Below are 16,169 nucleotides of genomic sequence, written 5' to 3' on the forward strand. Positions count from 1 at the left end.
GGGTGATGACCCGGCTGAGCCGGGGCGGCCGAGAGGGGACGGCGGTCAGTCGGCGACGTCGACGCCGTAGCCCCGGGCGAGGGTGCCGAGGCCGTGGTCGTAGCCCTGGCCGACGGCCCGCATCCGCCAGCTCTGCCCGCGCCGGTAGATCTCCGCGAGCAGCATGGTGTGCTCGGTGGTGGCCGCGTCCAGCGTGGCCTGAGCGAGGGCCGCCGCGCTGCTGCCGGGGCCGGAGACGATGTGCAGGGCGCCGACCTCGCCGAACGCGGGGGAGCCGTCGATGGCGGCGGCGATGACGACCTTGCGGGCCGAGGGCGGCAGGGTGGCGAGGTCCACGCTGACGGTCTGCTCGGTCGGGCCGTCGCTCAGCAGCCGCACCGTCCCGCCCGGGTTCTCCGGGGCGCCGTAGAAGACGAAGTCCTCGTCGAAGGAGACCTGCTCGTCCTCGTCCAGCACGAACGCGACGACGTCGATCTCGCACGCCGTCTGCTGCGCCCACGACGCGGTGACCGTCCAGCGGTGCGCCTCTCCCCGCCCGTGCTGGAGCGGCAGATCGACGACGCCGCCGCGCGGCAGCACATGCGCGGCCGTACGCCGGTCGTCCGCCGGCGGCGCCGCCGTGACGACCGGCGCGGCCAGCCACGCGGCGTCGTGCGTGGGCAGCAGCAGCGCGGCGATGCGGGGCAGTCTGCGGTCGGTGTGGCCGCCGTCGAGGACGACCACGTCGGTCACGCCGGCGGACAGGTTGATGGCCGCGGCCCCGCCGAGTTCGACGACGCGCGTACGGGCGGCCACCGCGTCGGGGTGGGTGCCGCCGAGCACCAGGACCCGCCGTCCGGTCAGCGGGCCGCGCGGTTTGCCGGGGCGCCGGCCGGGCTTGGGGCCGGCGGCCGGCGGGGCCGGTTCCGTCCGCACGGCCGGGCCGGGGAGGGCGGCGGGCCCGGTGGTCTCCGGGGCGACCGCCTCGGCCGCTTCGGGCGTGCGCGGCGCCGGGACGGCCGGCAGCGCGGGAGAGCCGGAGGGCGGGACGGCCTCGGTCTCCGGCGGCGCTCCCTCGTGCGGGACACCGGGCCGGACATCGCCGAGCAGTCGCAGGAAGGCAGCCTCGTCGATGACCGGAACACCCTCGGTGAGCGCCCGCCGGGCCTTGGCGGAGCCGGCCGACGGGTCGTTGACGACCAGAGCACTGGTGTGCCGGCTGACGGAGGACATCATGTTCAGTCCCGCGGCGGAGCCCCGCAGCAGCAGATCCGTCCGTGCGGTCACGGTCTCCCCGGTGACGGCGATCTTCATGCCCTGTACCAGCGGGCCGCCCGTGGTGAGCCGTCCCGGGTTGCGGAAGGCGCACGGCGTCTTGGGCGGCTTCGGCGCGAACTGCGCGTCCTGCCGGGGCGGGCAGGCCACCAGCGGCAACGACAGGTCCAGTTGCGCCGCCTCCCGCAGCGTGGCGCGCAGCACGCCGGCCAGCACCCGCGTGTCGTCCAGCGCGTCGTGCGCCTTCACCTGGGGGACGCCGTAGTGCGCGGCGAGCGTGCCGAGTCTCAGGTCGTCGGTCGGCGGGTCCACGCGGCGGTTCAGGGCCAGCGTGCACAACCGCCTGGCGACGGGCAGCCGCAGCCGGGCCCGCGCGAACTCGTGGGCGAGGAAGTCGTAGTCGAACTGGGCGTTGTGGGCGACCAGTACCCGCCCCTCCAGCAGCGCGCCGATCCGCTCGGCCACCTCCTCGAAGGCCGGCGCACCCCGCAGCCGCTCGGCCGTCAGACCGTGCACGTGAACGGGCCCCGGGTCGCAGCCGGGATCCAGCAGGGTCGAGAACTCCCCGGTCTGCTCGCCGTCCGGACCCAGCGTCACCACGGCCACCGACAGCACCCGGTCACGGCGCGGTACGAGACCGGAGGTCTCCACGTCGACCAGCGCCCATTCGAAGGCGTAGTCGCGCAGGTCGGACGGATCGGCGGCGGCAGACGTGAGAGACATGAAGGAAGGATGGAGGTGTGTCCACGGTTCGTTCAACTCGAATGCCGATTGATCCCGGTTTACGGCCTCCTCGATCGTGCCGCTCGGCGACCGGACACTCCCTGGCACACTGCTGGTGTGTCACCCGCCCGCCTCAGGAGGACTTCGTCATGACCGAGCAGCCGCTGGACCGTGTCGCCCGGTACGAGCGACGGTTCAACAGGCTCTTCGCGGAGTACTTCGACACGCTGGACGCGACGTTGGACGCGCCGGAGTTCAGCCGCTTCACCCCGGACTGCCTGGCGCTGCTGCGTGACCTGTCCCTGCGCGGCGGCAAGCGGATGCGGGTCGTGCTGCTCCACGAGGCCGCGCGCCTGGTGAGTGACGCGCCGGTCGAAGGGCTGGACGCCGCCGCGCTGAGCATCGAACTGCTGCAGACCCACGGCCTGGTGCACGACGACCTCATCGACGACAGTGCCACCCGCCGGGGCGGGCCCACCACCTACTACGCCTACCGGGAGAGATTCCCCCGGCATCCGCGGGCGGCGCTGGGGCTCACCGTGCTCGCGGGCGACCTCGCGCTCGCCCTCTCGCTTCGCGTGCTCCTGGAAGCCAAGCTTCCGGTCGAGGTGCGTCAGTCCATGGTCGAGGTGCAGACACGGGCCGCGACCGACACGTTCGTGGGCCAGATCGCCGACCTGGAGCGCGACTTCGCCGCCGGGGCGCCGGACGACGAAGTCCTGCACGACGTCGCCGACCACAAGTCGGCCCGCTACTCGGTCCTCGCCCCCCTGTGCCTCGGTCTCCTGGCCGCGGGCGAACAACCGGACCTCTACGAGAAGGAGTTGCGCCGCTACGCGCGACTGGTCGGCATCTGCGGGCAGATGCGCGACGACTACCTGGACCTGTTCGGCGACGCGGCCACGATGGGCAAGCCGACGGGCACCGACATCCGCGAGGGCAGGCGCAGCTACACCGTCGCCCGCCTGCTGTCGGCCGTGAGCGGTGCCGAGCGTGCCGTCGTGGAAGCGGCACTGGGGAGCCCGTCCTGCACGCCGGAGACCGTCGCCGCGCTCCGCGAGATCGGCGAGCGCCACGGTGTGGCCGACCGGATGCGCGCGCAGATGCGGGGGTACGCCGAGGAGGCCCGCACGGTGGCCGAGGGGTGGCGTCCGCGGTGGCGCGAGGAGGCGGTCGTCTTCTTCGAGCGTCTGCCGCGGTGGAGCGTCGAGCGGGCCGGCTGAACGGCTCACCCGCCGGTCGGCGCGGACCGGCCGTATCCGTGTATCGGGAACCCGCCCGGCACGGACGCCGACCGGCGAGGAGTCGTGTCGCGCCGGCCGGGGCACCCGCCCGGCCCGGACCTGCCGTCCAGCGACTGACAGGATGGAGCTGGTCTCGGGAACGGGAGCAGGAAAGGGAGAGTGGGGAACATGGCCGTGCTGGTCCTGTCGGGTGTGCTCGTGCTCGTCGTCGGAGCATGTGTCTGCGTCGTGTGGGCGGCGCGGGGCGGTCCGCCCTGGGTACGTGCGGTGTCCGCCGTGACCCTGACGGCGAGTGACCTGGTGCGCGGTTCGAAGGGCTCCGGCAGCCGTTCGGGCAGGCAGGACGACTCAGGCGACTGACCGGACCGCCTGACACCTGTTCCCCACGTCGCTCAATGGGGTATTCGGGATCTTCCGCTCCGGATGCCCGGTCATGCTCTGACCGGATGCGTCGTTCACAAGGCGCATCGGTGACGACGCGATCCCTGGGGGAGAAGCATGACGAACTCGACGCGACGGGGCAGCGTCCTGGACGGCCAGGCCGTACTGCTGGCCGCCGGACTCGCGGATCTGGCCGTGAGCACGATCGGCTCCGCGGTGGGTGGACTGCGCGGTCTCCTGCGTCGTTCGGACACCGCCGACCTGGTGCGGGAAGCGGAACAGGACCTCCAGGCCCGGGGCAGGCTGGCCCTGGACCGGTGTACGAACGTGCCACCCGCCCACCTGGAGGTACTCGCCCAGCACGCGCGGGCTCGGCGGGCAGCCGACGACGGCGATGTCTGACCGGTGGGACCCGGCCGCCTTCAGAACCCGCGTCGACGGCGTCCTGCGGGACTTCCTGGACGAGGAGGCCGGCCACCTCGTGGCCGTCGACGACGCCCTCGAGCCCGTGGCCGGGCAACTGCGGAGTGCGGCCGGTCACGGGAAGAGGCTGCGGGCGGCCTTCTGCTACTGGGGATGGCGGGCGGCCGGACAGCCCGACAGCGACGCCCTGGTGCGGGCGGCGGCCGCCATGGAGCTGGTGCACGCCGCGGCGATCGTCCACGACGACCTCATCGACGACAGCGCCCTGCGCCACGGCCTGCCCACCGTTCACGTCGCCTTGGAAGCCGTACTGACGGCGGATGCGGAAGCGATCCGGCAGACGTGCCCGGAATCGGGCCGAGGCCCGGGCCCGGTGTCGGACCCGGACCCGGCGTCGGAGCCGGCCCGGAACGGACGCCGCCAGGTCCGCGCGGCGGCCCGCTCCCTGGCCATGCTGGTGGGCGATCACCTGATGGCCCTCGCAGGGCAGCTGTTCACCACCAGCGGCCTCCCCGCCGCCTACCTCGCCCGCACCCGGGGCCTGTGGGCCGCGCTCGCCCGCGAACTCATCGCCGGCGAGTGCCTGGAGCTCCTGCACACCGGCGGACCGCCGGACACCGGAACCTCGCTGAAGGTGGTCCGGTACAAGACCGCCAAGTACACCGTCGAGCACCCCCTGCTCATCGGCGGCCTGCTGGCCGGCGCCACTCCCGCGCTGCGGGACACCTACTCCGCCTACGGCCTGCCGCTCGGCGAGGCGTTCCAGCTCCGCGACGACCTGCTCGGCCTGTTCGGCGACCCGGAACACACCGGTAAGACGGCCCTGGACGACCTGCGCGCCCACCGGCCCACCGCATTGCTGGCCGAGACCTGGCGGGCCGCCGACGAGTCCCAGCGGGAGCGGCTGCGCGGCGTGCTGGGCCGCGACGACCTGGACGTGACCCATCTGCGCGAGGTGCGCGACCTCATGCTCGAACTGAAGGCGCCGCAACGGGTCGAGGGGATGATCCTCGCCCGCGTGGAACGGGCCTCCCGCGCCCTGGACACCGCCGACACGCCCCCGCAGGCGCGCCGGGTGCTGCGCGAACTCGCACAGCAGGCCACCGACCGCATCCACTGACAGGAGACCGCGATGACCTACACCGAGACGTCGATGGACGCCCTGCGCGACGCCGGCGACGACCTGGCCGACGCCGTCGTCGCCACCCTCTTCGAGCGCGGGGAGGTCGGCACGTTCAACTCCCTGATGCGCTACGTCTCCACCACCGGGCAGGAACTCCCGGACGGCCTTCCCGGCGTGGCCCGGGAGTACCTGCGGGTCACCGGAGCCCCTCCGGACTGGGTGGACTGGGCCGAGATGGAGAAGGCCCGCCTGTTCTTCATCGACAACAACGTGCACATCTCCACCGCGCTGTCCTTCGCGTCCATGCCCGCCTGCTACGTCGTCCCGCACGTGGCCAAGCTGCTGTCGGCCACCCACGGGCTGAGCTACCCCTCCAAACGGATGGCGGAAACCGGCCAGTTCACCGTCTACCTCATGCGGCCGGACGCGTTCGAGGCCGGCGGACGCTTCATCCCGGCCGCCCAGAAGGTGCGCCTGCTGCACGCGGCCGTCCGCCACCACCTCGAGCGGGAGAACCGCTGGGACACCGACACCCTCGGCGTGCCGATCTGCCAGGAGGACCTGATCGGCGGGCAGATGTTCTTCTCCCTGCTCGTCCTCGACAGCCTGCACCGTCTCGGCATCCACATGTCCGCCGAAGGGGCGGACGCCTACTTCTACGCCTGGCGCGTGGTCGGTGCCATGCTCGGCGTCGACCAGGCGGCCGTGCCCCGCACGCTCGACAGCGGGCGGCAGTTCCTCGACCTGTACATGCTGCGGCACATGGGCCCGTCCGACGAGGGCGCCCATCTGACGAGGCAGCTGATCGACCTGTACGAGGAAGTCGTCCCGGGCACTCTCTTCGACCCGGTCGTGTCCGCCCTGATCCGCTACCTCGTCGGCGACACGTGCGCCGACTGGCTGGACGTGCCCCGCACCAGCTGGGACACCGTCGTGAGGACCGCCCCGCACCTCCTCGGCATCCTGGAGTCGATCGAGGACCGCTCGCCGTGGGGGGCCTGGGCGCTCGACCGGCTCGGGCACCTCACCACGGCGCTCGAACTGACCTCCCTGACCCGTGGACGCGTCATGCACTACGCCATCCCCGAACAGCTGAAGAAGGAGTACGGCGTCTCCGGCGCCGCTTCCCGTACCCGTCGCTGGACCCCGCCGCCCGCGACCGTCTCCTGAGCCGCCGCAGGGGCCGGCCGCCACGACCGGTCGGCACCCCGATTGTCAGTGGGTCCTTCTACGGTTCAGTCAGTGGAACCCGCGGAAACGCCGCAGGGGCCCGACCCGGGGAGAGGTCTGCCATGTCGAAGACGTATCTGGAGCTGTCGCAGGACGGTGGGGGCGCGCACAAGTTCTACGAAGTCACCGTTCAGGGACAGGTCGTGTCCGTGCGTTACGGCCGGATCGGCGCCGACGGGCAGACCCAGACGTCGACCTTCCCCACCGCCCAGAAGGCCCAGGCGGCGGCCGCGAAGAAGATAGGCGAGAAGGTGCGCAAGGGGTATGCCCCGGCCGTGCAGGGGCAGCGCGCGCCGCGCGCGGTCACCCGCCGCCAGGTGACCTCGGCGCCGTCCACGGCCCGCGCGGTCGCCCCCGTGCTGTGGCGCTTCCGTACCGGCTCCTCCGCGTTCGGCATCCACATCGACGAAGACCGCTGCTGGGTGGGGAACCAGGCGGGTGACGTCTACACCCTCGCGCACGGCGGTGAGGTCCTCGCCCGCTACCAGCTGCCGGACGGCGTCAAGTGCCTGGTGGCCGACGACTTCTGGATCTATGCCGGCTGCGACGACGGCCGGGTGTACGACCTGTCGTCCAAGCTTCCCTTCGCGGCCTACGACATCGCGGCCGACGTGGACATCTTCTGGCTCGACATCCACGAGGGCGTGCTGAACGTCGCGGACCGCGCCGGGCGGCTCACCGTGATCGACCACGAGGACGAGCACCAGTGGGCGCGCGGCGGGCGCGGGGAGCACGCCTGGATGGTGCGGGCCGACGACCGGGCCGTGTACCACGGACACACACGCGGCGTGACCGCCCACTCCCCGGACGGCGGAGCCGAGTTGTGGCACACGCCCACGCAGGGCGCCGTGCTCTTCGGCTGGCAGGAGGACGACGCGGTGTACGCGGGGACGGCACGCCACACGGTCCAGCGGCTGTCGAAGGCGACCGGCGCCATCGAGGCGACGTACCAGTGCGACAGCGCGGTGTACTCGTGCGCCACCTCGCCCGGCGGCCGGTTCGTCTTCGCCGGGGACTCGGCCTCCTCGGTGTACTGCTTCGACCGGGACGGCACACGGCTGTGGAAGCTGGGTACGGGCGGCGGCTCCGCCCTGTCGATGCAGTACCGCGACGAGCGGCTCTTCCTGGTCACCACGGACGGCTCACTGGTGTGCGTGGACGCGAGCGAGGCGGCGGTCACGGCCGCCCAGCAGGGCTCGGTGCCCGTCGCCCGTGACGTCAAGCTCGCCGCCGCCCTGCCGACGTACGCGCCGGCCACCACGGCCGGTTCGGTGGCGACCGTCGCCGCGGCGCCCGCGGGTTCGGTGGTGGTGGAGTGCGTCAACGAGAACGGCCGCACCCGGATCCACGTGGTGTCGGAAGGGTACGACCGGTCGTGGAACGTCCAGTTCCCGAGGGCTATACGGGAACCGGGCGCGCGTTACGTCGTCGACGCGCTGCACGTCGCGTCGGGCGGTTTCTACCGGGTGCGCGGAGACATCAGGCGTCTGCTGTGACGGGGGAGCGGTCAGGCGATGGAGGCCGAGATGATGGCGGAGACGGCCAGGTTGCAGGAGGCCGTCACCCATACCGCCGGATGGGGCTCCGGCTCGACCAGCGTCGCGCCCAGCCGGCCCGGGGTGATCAGGTCGACCACCAGGAAGGCGACGGCCATCATCACGAGGCCCAGCAGTCCGAACGCCGCGGTCGACACCAGCCCCTTGCCGAAGTCCTCGTACGTCGTCCAGATGGAGGTGAAGACGATGCCGCCGATACCGAGCAGCGCGGAGCTGAGCACCATGGCCGCGTTGCGGTTGCGCTGCTCCCAGATCTGCCGGCCGAGCTTTCCGGGCGTCAGCACGTCGACCAGGACGATGCCGAGGACCAGGAGGACCAGGCCCAGGCCGCCGTAGGCGGTGGCCCGGCCGAGTCCGTTGACGATGTCGCTCATGGGGTTGCCGGCTCCGTAGCGTGAGAGATCGTGAGTGATCGTGGTCAAGGCGCTGCAAAATGTAGCGCACTCGTTCGGCCCTCCGACTCCGGCGGTCCGACAATCCGGCGATTCGGCCGGACGTGCCGTCAGGGGGAGGCCGCGAGTGCGCGGTTGCGCCGCACCGAGGACCAGAAGGAGGAGCCGATCAGGACCACGCCGACGAGGCCGGTGATGATCTCGTTGATCTGGAACTCGATGGTCACCAGGAGGATGGTGGCGAGGGCGCCGATGGCGTAGTGCGCGCCGTGTTCCAGGTAGACGTAGTCGTCGAGGGTGCCCTGGCGGACCAGGTAGACGGTGAGGGACCGGACGTACATGGCGCCGATGCCGAGGCCGAGGGCCATCAGCACGATGTCGTTGGTGATGGCGAAGGCGCCGATGACGCCGTCGAAGGAGAAGGAGGCGTCCAGGACCTCGAGGTAGAGGAACATGAAGAACGCGGCCTTGCCGGTGAGAGCGACGGCGGAACGAGGCCTGCCCGCGCGATCGGCCTCCTCCTCGGCCGCGTGCTCGCGCTCCTCCTCCTGTTCGAGCTTGTCCTCGAAGAAGCCGGAGAGACCACCGACGACCATGTAGGTGATCAGGCCGGCGATACCGGCGAGCAGGACGGTCTCCGCCTTGTCGACGTGGGTGCCGCCGTGCTGGTGGGCGTGGGCGCCGAAGGTGATCGCGGAGATCAGGAGCACGATCAGGGCGATGCAGACCGGAAGCATGTCGACCTTGCCGAGTTTGGCCAGCGGCCGTTCCAGCCGGCCCAGCCACTTGACGTCCCGGTCCGTGACGATGAAGTCGAGGAAGATCATCGCGAGGAACATGCCACCGAAGGCGGCGATCGACGGATGGGCGTCCGTCACCAGCTCCTGGTAGCGCTGCTTGTCGGTGAGCGCCAGGTCGACCGCGGCCCACGGGCTCAGCCGGGCGCTGATCGCGACGATCACGACCGGGAAGACGAGCCGCATGCCGAAGACGGCGATGAGGATGCCGACGGTGAGGAAGATCTTCTGCCAGAAGGCACTCATCTTCTTCAGGATCCCGGCGTTGATCACCGCGTTGTCGAAGGACAGGGAGACCTCCAGCACGGCGAGGATCGCCACGAGGCCGAAGGCGGTCCACCCCTCGTACAGGACTCCCACGGCCAGCCCCAGCGCGGTGACGGCGAAGGCCCACCGGAACGTCTTCAACAGCACGGGCTGATCACTCACTCCTGATTGTAGAGCTGCGCCGGAATGTGGCATTCCTTGCCAGTGCCCACCACTCACGTTGTCTACCACGATCGTTCGCCGTCACCGTGGCAGGCCGGGCACGGCGGAGGCCCCGGCACCCGACGGTCACCACAATGGATCGGTTCGTTTCCTTGAGGCGTTCACGTGTACGGGAGTAGGTTCGCCGCCATGACCGCATCCCGGGATCCGGCCGTCGCCTCGGAACTGCGCGGGGCCGGTCTGCGAGTGACCGCCGCCCGCGTCGCGTTGCTCGAGACCGTCCGACGGGGCGATCACCTCGACGCCGAGGAGATCGCCACCGGGGTGCGCCGGCGCGTGGGCCACATATCCCTCCAGGCCGTGTACGAGGCGCTGCACGCGCTCACCGCGGCGGGGCTCGTGCGCCGCATCCAGCCGCCCGGCGGCCCGGCGCGGTTCGAAGGGCGGGTGGGCGACAACCACCACCACGTCCTGTGCCGGTCCTGCGGTGCCCTCGCCGACGTCGACTGCGCCGTCGGCGACGCGCCCTGCCTGACCGCGTCCGACGACCACGGCTTCTCGATAGACGAGGTCGAGGTCATCTACCGGGGCCTGTGCCCCGACTGCTCCACCACCGGCAGTTCCCCAGCACCTTGATCCGCCCCGTCCGGAAGGATTCCCATGCCCGAGAACCACGACGCCATCGTGACCGACGCGAAAACCGAGGAGACGGGCGGCTGCCCGGTCGCCTCCGGACGCGCCCCGCACCCCACACAGGGGGGCGGAAACCGTCAGTGGTGGCCGGAGCGGCTGAATCTGAGGATCCTCGCCAAGAACCCCGCCGTGGCCGACCCGCTGGGTGAGGAGTTCGACTACGCCGAGGCGTTCAGGTCCCTCGACCTGCCGGCCGTGAAACGGGACATCGCCGAGGTGCTGACCACCTCGCAGGACTGGTGGCCCGCCGACTTCGGTCACTACGGCCCCCTGATGATCCGCATGGCCTGGCACAGCGCCGGCACCTACCGCATCAGCGACGGCCGCGGCGGCGCCGGCGCCGGCCAGCAGCGCTTCGCCCCCCTCAACAGCTGGCCGGACAACGGCAACCTCGACAAGGCCCGCCGCCTGCTGTGGCCGGTCAAGAAGAAGTACGGCCAGAGCCTCTCCTGGGCCGACCTCCTGGTCCTCACCGGCAACGTCGCCCTGGAGGAGATGGGCTTCGAGACCTTCGGCTTCGCCGGCGGCCGCGCCGACGTCTGGGAGGCCGAGGAGGACGTCTACTGGGGCCCCGAGACCACCTGGCTCGACGACCGGCGCTACACCGGCGACCGCGAGCTGGAGAACCCGCTCGGCGCGGTCCAGATGGGCCTGATCTACGTCAACCCGGAGGGCCCCAACGGCAACCCGGACCCGATCGCCGCCGCCCGCGACATCCGCGAGACGTTCCGCCGCATGGCGATGAACGACGAGGAGACCGTCGCCCTGATCGCCGGCGGGCACACCTTCGGCAAGACCCACGGCGCCGGCCCGGCCGACGCCGTCGGCGCCGACCCCGAGGCCGCCTCCATGGAGGAGATGGGCCTGGGCTGGAGGAGCACCCACGGCACGGGCAAGGGCGGGGACGCCATCACGTCCGGCCTCGAGGTCACCTGGACGACGACCCCGACCCGGTGGAGCAACGGGTTCTTCAAGAACCTCTTCGAGTTCGAGTACGAGCTCGAGCAGAGCCCGGCCGGCGCCCACCAGTGGGTGGCGAAGGACGCGCCCGAGATCGTCCCCGACGCGCACGACCCGTCGAAGAAGCACCGTCCGAAGATGCTCACCACCGACCTGTCGCTGCGCTACGACCCGGTCTACGAGCCGATCTCCCGCCGGTTCTACGAGAACCCGGAGGTCTTCGCGGACGCCTTCGCCCGCGCCTGGTACAAGCTGACCCACCGGGACATGGGGCCGAAGTCCCTGTACCTCGGTCCGGAGGTCCCCGAGGAGACCCTGCTCTGGCAGGACCCGCTGCCCGAGGCCGAGGGCGAGCGCATCGACGCCGAGGACATCGCGACGCTCAAGACCACGCTGCTCGAGTCGGGTCTGTCCGTCTCGCAGCTGGTGTCCACCGCGTGGGCTTCGGCGTCCACCTTCCGCGGCAGCGACAAGCGCGGCGGTGCCAACGGCGCCCGCGTCCGCCTGCAGCCGCAGCGCGGCTGGGAGGTCAACGAGCCCGACGAGCTGGCCCAGGTCCTGCGCGTCCTGGAGGGCGTCCAGCAGGAGTTCAACTCCGGCGCCGGCGCGAAGAAGGTGTCGCTGGCCGACCTGATCGTCCTCGGTGGCTCCGCCGCCGTCGAGAAGGCCGCCAAGGAAGCCGGCTTCCAGGTGGAGGTCCCGTTCGCCGCGGGCCGCGTGGACGCGACGGAGGAACACACCGACGCCGAGTCGTTCGAGGCGCTCGAGCCGACCGCCGACGGGTTCCGCAACTACCTCGGCAAGGGCAACCGCCTGCCGGCCGAGTTCCTGCTGCTCGACCGGGCGAACCTGCTCACCCTGAGCGCCCCCGAGATGACCGTTTTGGTCGGTGGCCTGCGTGTCCTGGGGGCCAACTACCAGCAGTCCCAGCTCGGTGCGTTCACCAGGACCCCCGGCTCGCTGACCAACGACTTCTTCGTGAACCTGCTGGACCTGGGCATCACCTGGAAGTCGACGACCGCGGACCAGACCACCTTCGAGGGCCGTGACGCCGCCACCGGCGAGGTCAAGTGGGCGGGCTCCCGCGCCGACCTGGTCTTCGGCTCCAACTCCGAGCTGCGGGCGCTCGCCGAGGTCTACGCGAGCGACGACGCCAAGGAGAAGTTCGTGCACGACTTCGTCGCCGCCTGGGTCAAGGTCATGAACCTCGACCGCTTCGACCTCGTCTGATCCGTCGGCGTCCGGGCCGGCCGGTACAGGCGGGCCCGGACGTTCCCGGCCGCACGCTTCCGGCCGGTCCAGCGGCCTGCCGCCGGTCACGCTGCCCCTGATCACGAGCGCGACCGTCACGCCGCCCGAGGCTTGGCGGACCACGGCCCTCGACCGGGCGCGGGCCCGCGTGACGCCCACCCGGACCGGTGGACGGGCGCCGGCCGGACAGCGGCGGAACCACGGCGTACGGTGAGCCTTGCCCGGTTGCCCGGTTGCCCGGTTGCCCGGTCGCCTGGTCGCCCGCGCGCGCGGCGGGCTGGCCCCCGCCGCGGAGGGCGCCCGCTGCCCGCTGGAACTTCTCGGCCGGCCGACGGTCCGGACGCCGTTGTCAGTGGCGGATGCGAGGCTGGGTGTCATGGATGAGGTGGAGTTCATGCGGGGCAGGGTCTACGGCGCCGACCACGACAACCCCGGGCCACGGCCCGGACGCGTCTACGCGCAACTGGTGGGCGGCCCGTTGGACGGCCTGCTGCTGGACATCACCGACCTCACCGGGCCGGAGTGCGCCCGAGGAGTGTCACTGGCGACGGAGATAGGCCGCTACGGCCCGGGCGGCCGTTCCGCGTACGGCCCGAGACCCGGCGCCCCCCGCAGCTTCGACTGGCGGGGCGACGTGCCCTGACGTCATGTCACCGGCGTCGGGGACGCACCCTCCGGCCCGGTCAGTGCCAGGATCGCCACCACGTCATGTCGCCTGTGTCGGGGACGCCTCCGTCTGCGCGACCAGGGCCGCGAGCAGCCAGTCGTGTGCGGAGCCGGGGGTCGGTTCCGGCCGTAGCCCCGGCGGGGTGACCACCTCGCCCACCAGTTCCCAGTAGCGGTCGATCCGCGGATCGGCCGCGAGCTGCCCGGCCAGCCGCCGGCGGAAGTCCGGGGTGTCCCGGACGCCGTACGCGCTCGTGTACGCGGCGACGAAGCCGTCCAACGCCTCGCCCGGTCGCGGCGGTCGGCCCCGGCGCAGGTGCGCGCCCGCCAGCTCGTACGCCTCCGCCAGCCCCGCGTACAGCACGGCGGACCCCCGGGCCCCGGCGGCCCGGTGCGCCTCGGGCTGGGGCTGTGCGGTGCCCGGGCACGGGGCGAGCGTGAGGGCGTTCAACCGGGCGAAGGCGAGGACCTGGGCCGGGGCCGGATCGTCGGGCGGCTGCGGCACCGCGACCTCAAGGAACGCGCCCACCGCCCGGGCCGGCATCCGCGGCGGCAGCCAGCCGCGCCAGAACCGGACCAGTGGCGCCGTGCTGGGCGGGGCGGGCACGGCGCCGATCAGCCGGAGCCGACCGGCTCGTTCCCCGGGCGGACACTCCTGCACCAGCCGCAGCGCCGCCTCCCGCCAGCGCAACGCCTTCAGCTCCGAACCGAGTTCACGCAGCCGCCCGGCGACCGCGGCCTCCAGCGCGCCGCCCGCCCGGCCCTCACCGCCCGCCAGATCCCCGTCGTTCCCGTTGTCTCCGTTGTTCCCGTCGTCCTCGTCGTCGAGAACCCGGTGCACCTCGGGGACCGACAGGCCGAGGGTCCGCAGGGACCGGATCAGACGCAGCCGGTCGAGCGACTCGGGGCCGTAGCGCCGGTGGCCGCCGGTGCTGCGCGAGGCCTCCGGCAGCAGTCCGCGGTCGGAATAGAAGCGGACGGTCTTGACGGTGACACCCGCCCGTTCGGCGAGTTCCCCGATGCCGCACAGACCGTCGTACGACGTGAGCACTTGAACCTCCCTCAGGGGGAGTTCCTACCGTACCGGCGAGCGCGGGCCGGTGATCGGGCCGGTCCGCGGACGTACGACGCCGCAACGGGCGTCGTACCGGACTGCGTACGGAGGAGAGGCGATGACCGCGTTCATCCTGGTGTCGGGCATGTTCACCGGCACACACGTCTGGCAGGACACAGCCGCGCGCCTGACCGCCGAGGGTGCCGAGGCGCACACGGTCGCCCTCACCGGGCTCGACGGCCCGCGCGGCGCGACGGCGTCCGGCACCGACCTGGAGACCCACATCGCGGACGTGCTCGCGGTGGTCGACTCGGTCGGCACGGCGGGGGACCGGAAGATCGTGCTGGTCGGCCACGACTACGGCATCCACCCGGCGCTCGGCGCCGCCGACCGGCGGGCGGAGCGCATCGACAGGATCGTCCACCTGGACTCGGGCATGCCGCGGGACGGCGTCCCGGCCCTGGCCGCCGTCCCCGACCAGTCCCTGCGCGAGCGGCTGGCCGGGCGGCCCGGGACGGGCCGGGGGGCGGGGGCCGACGCGGTACTGGCACCCCCGGCGCGCGACGAGTGGCGGATCTGGGGCAGCACCGCGGGCGTTCCCGACGCGGCACTGGACCGGCTCACCGCCCTCGCCGCGCCACACCCCCTGGGCACGCTGCTCCAGCCCCTGCGGCTGACCGGGGCGGTGACCACGGTGCCCACCACCGGCGTGCTGTGCACCGGCAACGGCGCGAGCATCGAGATGGTCCAGATGCTGGTGGGCTTCGGCGGCGATCCCGCGCTGCGGGCCCTGACCGACCCCCGGGTGACCTTCTTCGAACTCCCCACCGGACACTGGCCGATGCTCTCCTGTCCCGCCGAGCTCGCGGACGTCCTGCTGCTGGCCGCGGCCGGCGAGGGACACCGGCTGAAGCCCGCCGACGAGGCGGGACAGCCCGCGCATCTGCGGCCGTTCCTGCTGGACGTCCCCGAAGTCCCCCGCCGGCGGCACCGGAACGTCGACCTGTACCTGCCCGACGCCGAGGAGCCGCGCCCGGCGGTGGTGTTCGTGCACGGCGGTCCGGTCCCGGCCGACGCCCGGCCGACCCCGAGGGACTGGCCGGCCCTGACGGGGTACGCCCGGTACGCGGCCGGCAGCGGTGCGGTGGGCGTGGTCCTCGACCACCGCCTGCACGACCTGGGCGACTACGAGCGTGCCGCCGCTGACGTGGCCGCCGCCGTGGAACTGGCCCGGGCCGACCCGCGGGTGGACGCCGACCGGATCGCGCTGTGGTTCTTCTCGGGCGGCGGCCTGTTCACGGCGGACTGGCTGGCGGCGCCTCCGCGGTGGCTGCGCTGCCTGGCGGCCACCTACCCGGTGCTGGCACCGCTGCCGAACTGGGGGCTGTCCGGCAGCCGCTTCCACCCGGCGCGCGCGGTGGCCGGCGCCGGCGCCCTGCCCGTCGTACTCACCCGCGTGGGACTGGAGATGCCCGAGATCGCCGCCACCGTCGAGGAGTTCCTGGCCGCGGCCGAGGACTGCGGGGCGGACGTCGAGGTGGTCGACGTGCCGCACGGTCACCACAGCTTCGAGACCGTCGACCCGACCGACGAGTCGCGCGAGGCGGTCCACCGTGCGATGCGCGCGGTACTGGACCACGTCGGCCGGCGCGACCTGCCGTGACGAAGCGGGACGGCTCGCCGGAGGCACCCGGCCGAGCGGTGCGGCGACGGGTCCCCGGCGGCCACCGGGCCGGCCCGGTTCGACGAGCGTCACCGTCTCCCCTCCGTCCTGGGCACGACCGTCGGTGCGGTGCTCCTCCACCACGTCGCCGACCGCATCCCGGCGCCGTACCGGGAACCACCACAGGGTGAGGGCCGGGACCGGCACGGCTGCGTGATCACGGCGACCGCCCGCTGCCGCGGCGTGTGCCGGGGCCGGGGGACTGGGCCACCTCCTCAGCGGCGCCGCTGGCCAGGACGTGGCCTCCCGCAAGGCGATGCCGTCGCCGCC

At 72.5% G+C, this 16,169-nt stretch carries 14 protein-coding genes; 10 read left to right on the forward strand and 4 right to left on the reverse strand.

All coding sequences use genetic code 11. From position 1 onward, the window contains the following. Window positions 1-45: 45 nt before the first annotated feature. Window positions 46-1,977 (reverse strand): TerD family protein, encoded by a 1,932-nt coding sequence (locus tag ACP4IX_RS10425; RefSeq protein WP_426555329.1) that lies wholly within the window; start codon window positions 1,975-1,977, stop codon window positions 46-48. A gap of 149 nt (window positions 1,978-2,126) precedes the next feature. Between ACP4IX_RS10425 and ACP4IX_RS10430 the strand changes: the two genes are divergently transcribed. The 6 genes from ACP4IX_RS10430 to ACP4IX_RS10455 all read left to right on the forward strand — a co-directional run bounded on the left by ACP4IX_RS10430 (window position 2,127) and on the right by ACP4IX_RS10455 (window position 7,874). Beyond that, entirely contained in the window at window positions 2,127-3,200 is a 1,074-nt protein-coding gene (locus ACP4IX_RS10430) for a polyprenyl synthetase family protein (RefSeq protein WP_426522659.1), read from the forward strand. 189 nt (window positions 3,201-3,389) lie between these two features. Next, entirely contained in the window at window positions 3,390-3,581 is a 192-nt protein-coding gene (locus ACP4IX_RS10435) for a hypothetical protein (protein WP_426522660.1), read from the forward strand. Window positions 3,582-3,719: 138 nt separating this feature from the next. Then, on the forward strand, window positions 3,720-4,004 hold the full coding sequence (locus ACP4IX_RS10440) for a polyprenyl synthetase (RefSeq protein WP_426522661.1): 285 nt from the start codon (window positions 3,720-3,722) through the stop codon (window positions 4,002-4,004). Then, window positions 3,997-5,145 (forward strand): polyprenyl synthetase family protein, encoded by a 1,149-nt coding sequence (locus ACP4IX_RS10445; RefSeq protein ID WP_426555330.1) that lies wholly within the window; start codon window positions 3,997-3,999, stop codon window positions 5,143-5,145. Before ACP4IX_RS10440 ends, ACP4IX_RS10445 begins: the two co-directional genes overlap by 8 nt. Window positions 5,146-5,157: 12 nt before the next feature. Continuing rightward, entirely contained in the window at window positions 5,158-6,318 is a 1,161-nt protein-coding gene (locus ACP4IX_RS10450) for an oxygenase MpaB family protein (protein WP_426522663.1), read from the forward strand. A gap of 122 nt (window positions 6,319-6,440) precedes the next feature. Beyond that, complete coding sequence (locus tag ACP4IX_RS10455) at window positions 6,441-7,874, forward strand: WGR domain-containing protein (protein ID WP_426522664.1); 1,434 nt, start codon at window positions 6,441-6,443, stop codon at window positions 7,872-7,874. 11 nt (window positions 7,875-7,885) lie between these two features. Here ACP4IX_RS10455 and ACP4IX_RS10460 read toward each other — a convergent pair whose 3' ends face one another. Continuing rightward, complete coding sequence (locus ACP4IX_RS10460) at window positions 7,886-8,308, reverse strand: DUF350 domain-containing protein (protein WP_398132261.1); 423 nt, start codon at window positions 8,306-8,308, stop codon at window positions 7,886-7,888. A gap of 128 nt (window positions 8,309-8,436) precedes the next feature. Further along, window positions 8,437-9,537, reverse strand: coding sequence for a DUF475 domain-containing protein (locus ACP4IX_RS10465; RefSeq protein ID WP_426555400.1), 1,101 nt, complete (start codon window positions 9,535-9,537; stop codon window positions 8,437-8,439). Window positions 9,538-9,741: 204 nt separating this feature from the next. Here ACP4IX_RS10465 and ACP4IX_RS10470 point away from each other — a divergent pair, with 204 nt between their 5' ends. From ACP4IX_RS10470 to ACP4IX_RS10480, 3 genes are all read left to right on the forward strand, one after another. Continuing rightward, window positions 9,742-10,188 (forward strand): Fur family transcriptional regulator, encoded by a 447-nt coding sequence (locus tag ACP4IX_RS10470; RefSeq protein WP_426522665.1) that lies wholly within the window; start codon window positions 9,742-9,744, stop codon window positions 10,186-10,188. 24 nt (window positions 10,189-10,212) lie between these two features. After that, window positions 10,213-12,435 carry a catalase/peroxidase HPI gene (gene katG, locus ACP4IX_RS10475; RefSeq protein ID WP_426555331.1) on the forward strand — a complete coding sequence of 741 codons (2,223 nt, stop codon included), beginning with the start codon at window positions 10,213-10,215 and terminating at the stop codon, window positions 12,433-12,435. 397 nt (window positions 12,436-12,832) lie between these two features. Continuing rightward, window positions 12,833-13,099: a hypothetical protein gene (locus tag ACP4IX_RS10480; protein WP_426555332.1), complete on the forward strand. Its 267-nt coding sequence runs from the start codon at window positions 12,833-12,835 to the stop codon at window positions 13,097-13,099. A 63-nt stretch (window positions 13,100-13,162) separates the two neighbouring features. On the opposite strand, the gene ACP4IX_RS10485 is transcribed toward ACP4IX_RS10480, so the two are convergent. Beyond that, window positions 13,163-14,173, reverse strand: a complete 1,011-nt coding sequence (locus ACP4IX_RS10485) for a MerR family transcriptional regulator (protein ID WP_426555333.1) — start codon at window positions 14,171-14,173, stop codon at window positions 13,163-13,165. A 121-nt stretch (window positions 14,174-14,294) separates the two neighbouring features. Between ACP4IX_RS10485 and ACP4IX_RS10490 the strand changes: the two genes are divergently transcribed. Next, window positions 14,295-15,839, forward strand: a complete 1,545-nt coding sequence (locus ACP4IX_RS10490) for an alpha/beta hydrolase (RefSeq protein ID WP_426555334.1) — start codon at window positions 14,295-14,297, stop codon at window positions 15,837-15,839. Window positions 15,840-16,169 lie beyond the last annotated feature (330 nt).

Source organism: Streptomyces sp. WG5, from assembly GCF_049974565.1.
In the GTDB taxonomy this organism is placed as follows: Bacteria; Actinomycetota; Actinomycetes; order Streptomycetales; family Streptomycetaceae; genus Streptomyces.

What these genes read in the sequence shown, in the direction of transcription:
- ACP4IX_RS10490 (WP_426555334.1), top strand. Translation starts at nt 14,295, where the DNA reads ATGACCGCGTTCATCCTGGTGTCGGGCATGTTCACCGGCACACACGTC.
- ACP4IX_RS10430 (WP_426522659.1), top strand. Translation starts at nt 2,127, where the DNA reads ATGACCGAGCAGCCGCTGGACCGTGTCGCCCGGTACGAGCGACGGTTC.
- ACP4IX_RS10455 (WP_426522664.1), top strand. Translation starts at nt 6,441, where the DNA reads ATGTCGAAGACGTATCTGGAGCTGTCGCAGGACGGTGGGGGCGCGCAC.
- ACP4IX_RS10425 (WP_426555329.1), bottom strand. Translation starts at nt 1,977, where the DNA reads ATGTCTCTCACGTCTGCCGCCGCCGATCCGTCCGACCTGCGCGACTAC.
- ACP4IX_RS10480 (WP_426555332.1), top strand. Translation starts at nt 12,833, where the DNA reads ATGGATGAGGTGGAGTTCATGCGGGGCAGGGTCTACGGCGCCGACCAC.
- ACP4IX_RS10460 (WP_398132261.1), bottom strand. Translation starts at nt 8,308, where the DNA reads ATGAGCGACATCGTCAACGGACTCGGCCGGGCCACCGCCTACGGCGGC.
- ACP4IX_RS10450 (WP_426522663.1), top strand. Translation starts at nt 5,158, where the DNA reads ATGACCTACACCGAGACGTCGATGGACGCCCTGCGCGACGCCGGCGAC.
- ACP4IX_RS10470 (WP_426522665.1), top strand. Translation starts at nt 9,742, where the DNA reads ATGACCGCATCCCGGGATCCGGCCGTCGCCTCGGAACTGCGCGGGGCC.
- ACP4IX_RS10435 (WP_426522660.1), top strand. Translation starts at nt 3,390, where the DNA reads ATGGCCGTGCTGGTCCTGTCGGGTGTGCTCGTGCTCGTCGTCGGAGCA.
- ACP4IX_RS10445 (WP_426555330.1), top strand. Translation starts at nt 3,997, where the DNA reads ATGTCTGACCGGTGGGACCCGGCCGCCTTCAGAACCCGCGTCGACGGC.
- katG (WP_426555331.1), top strand. Translation starts at nt 10,213, where the DNA reads ATGCCCGAGAACCACGACGCCATCGTGACCGACGCGAAAACCGAGGAG.
- ACP4IX_RS10440 (WP_426522661.1), top strand. Translation starts at nt 3,720, where the DNA reads ATGACGAACTCGACGCGACGGGGCAGCGTCCTGGACGGCCAGGCCGTA.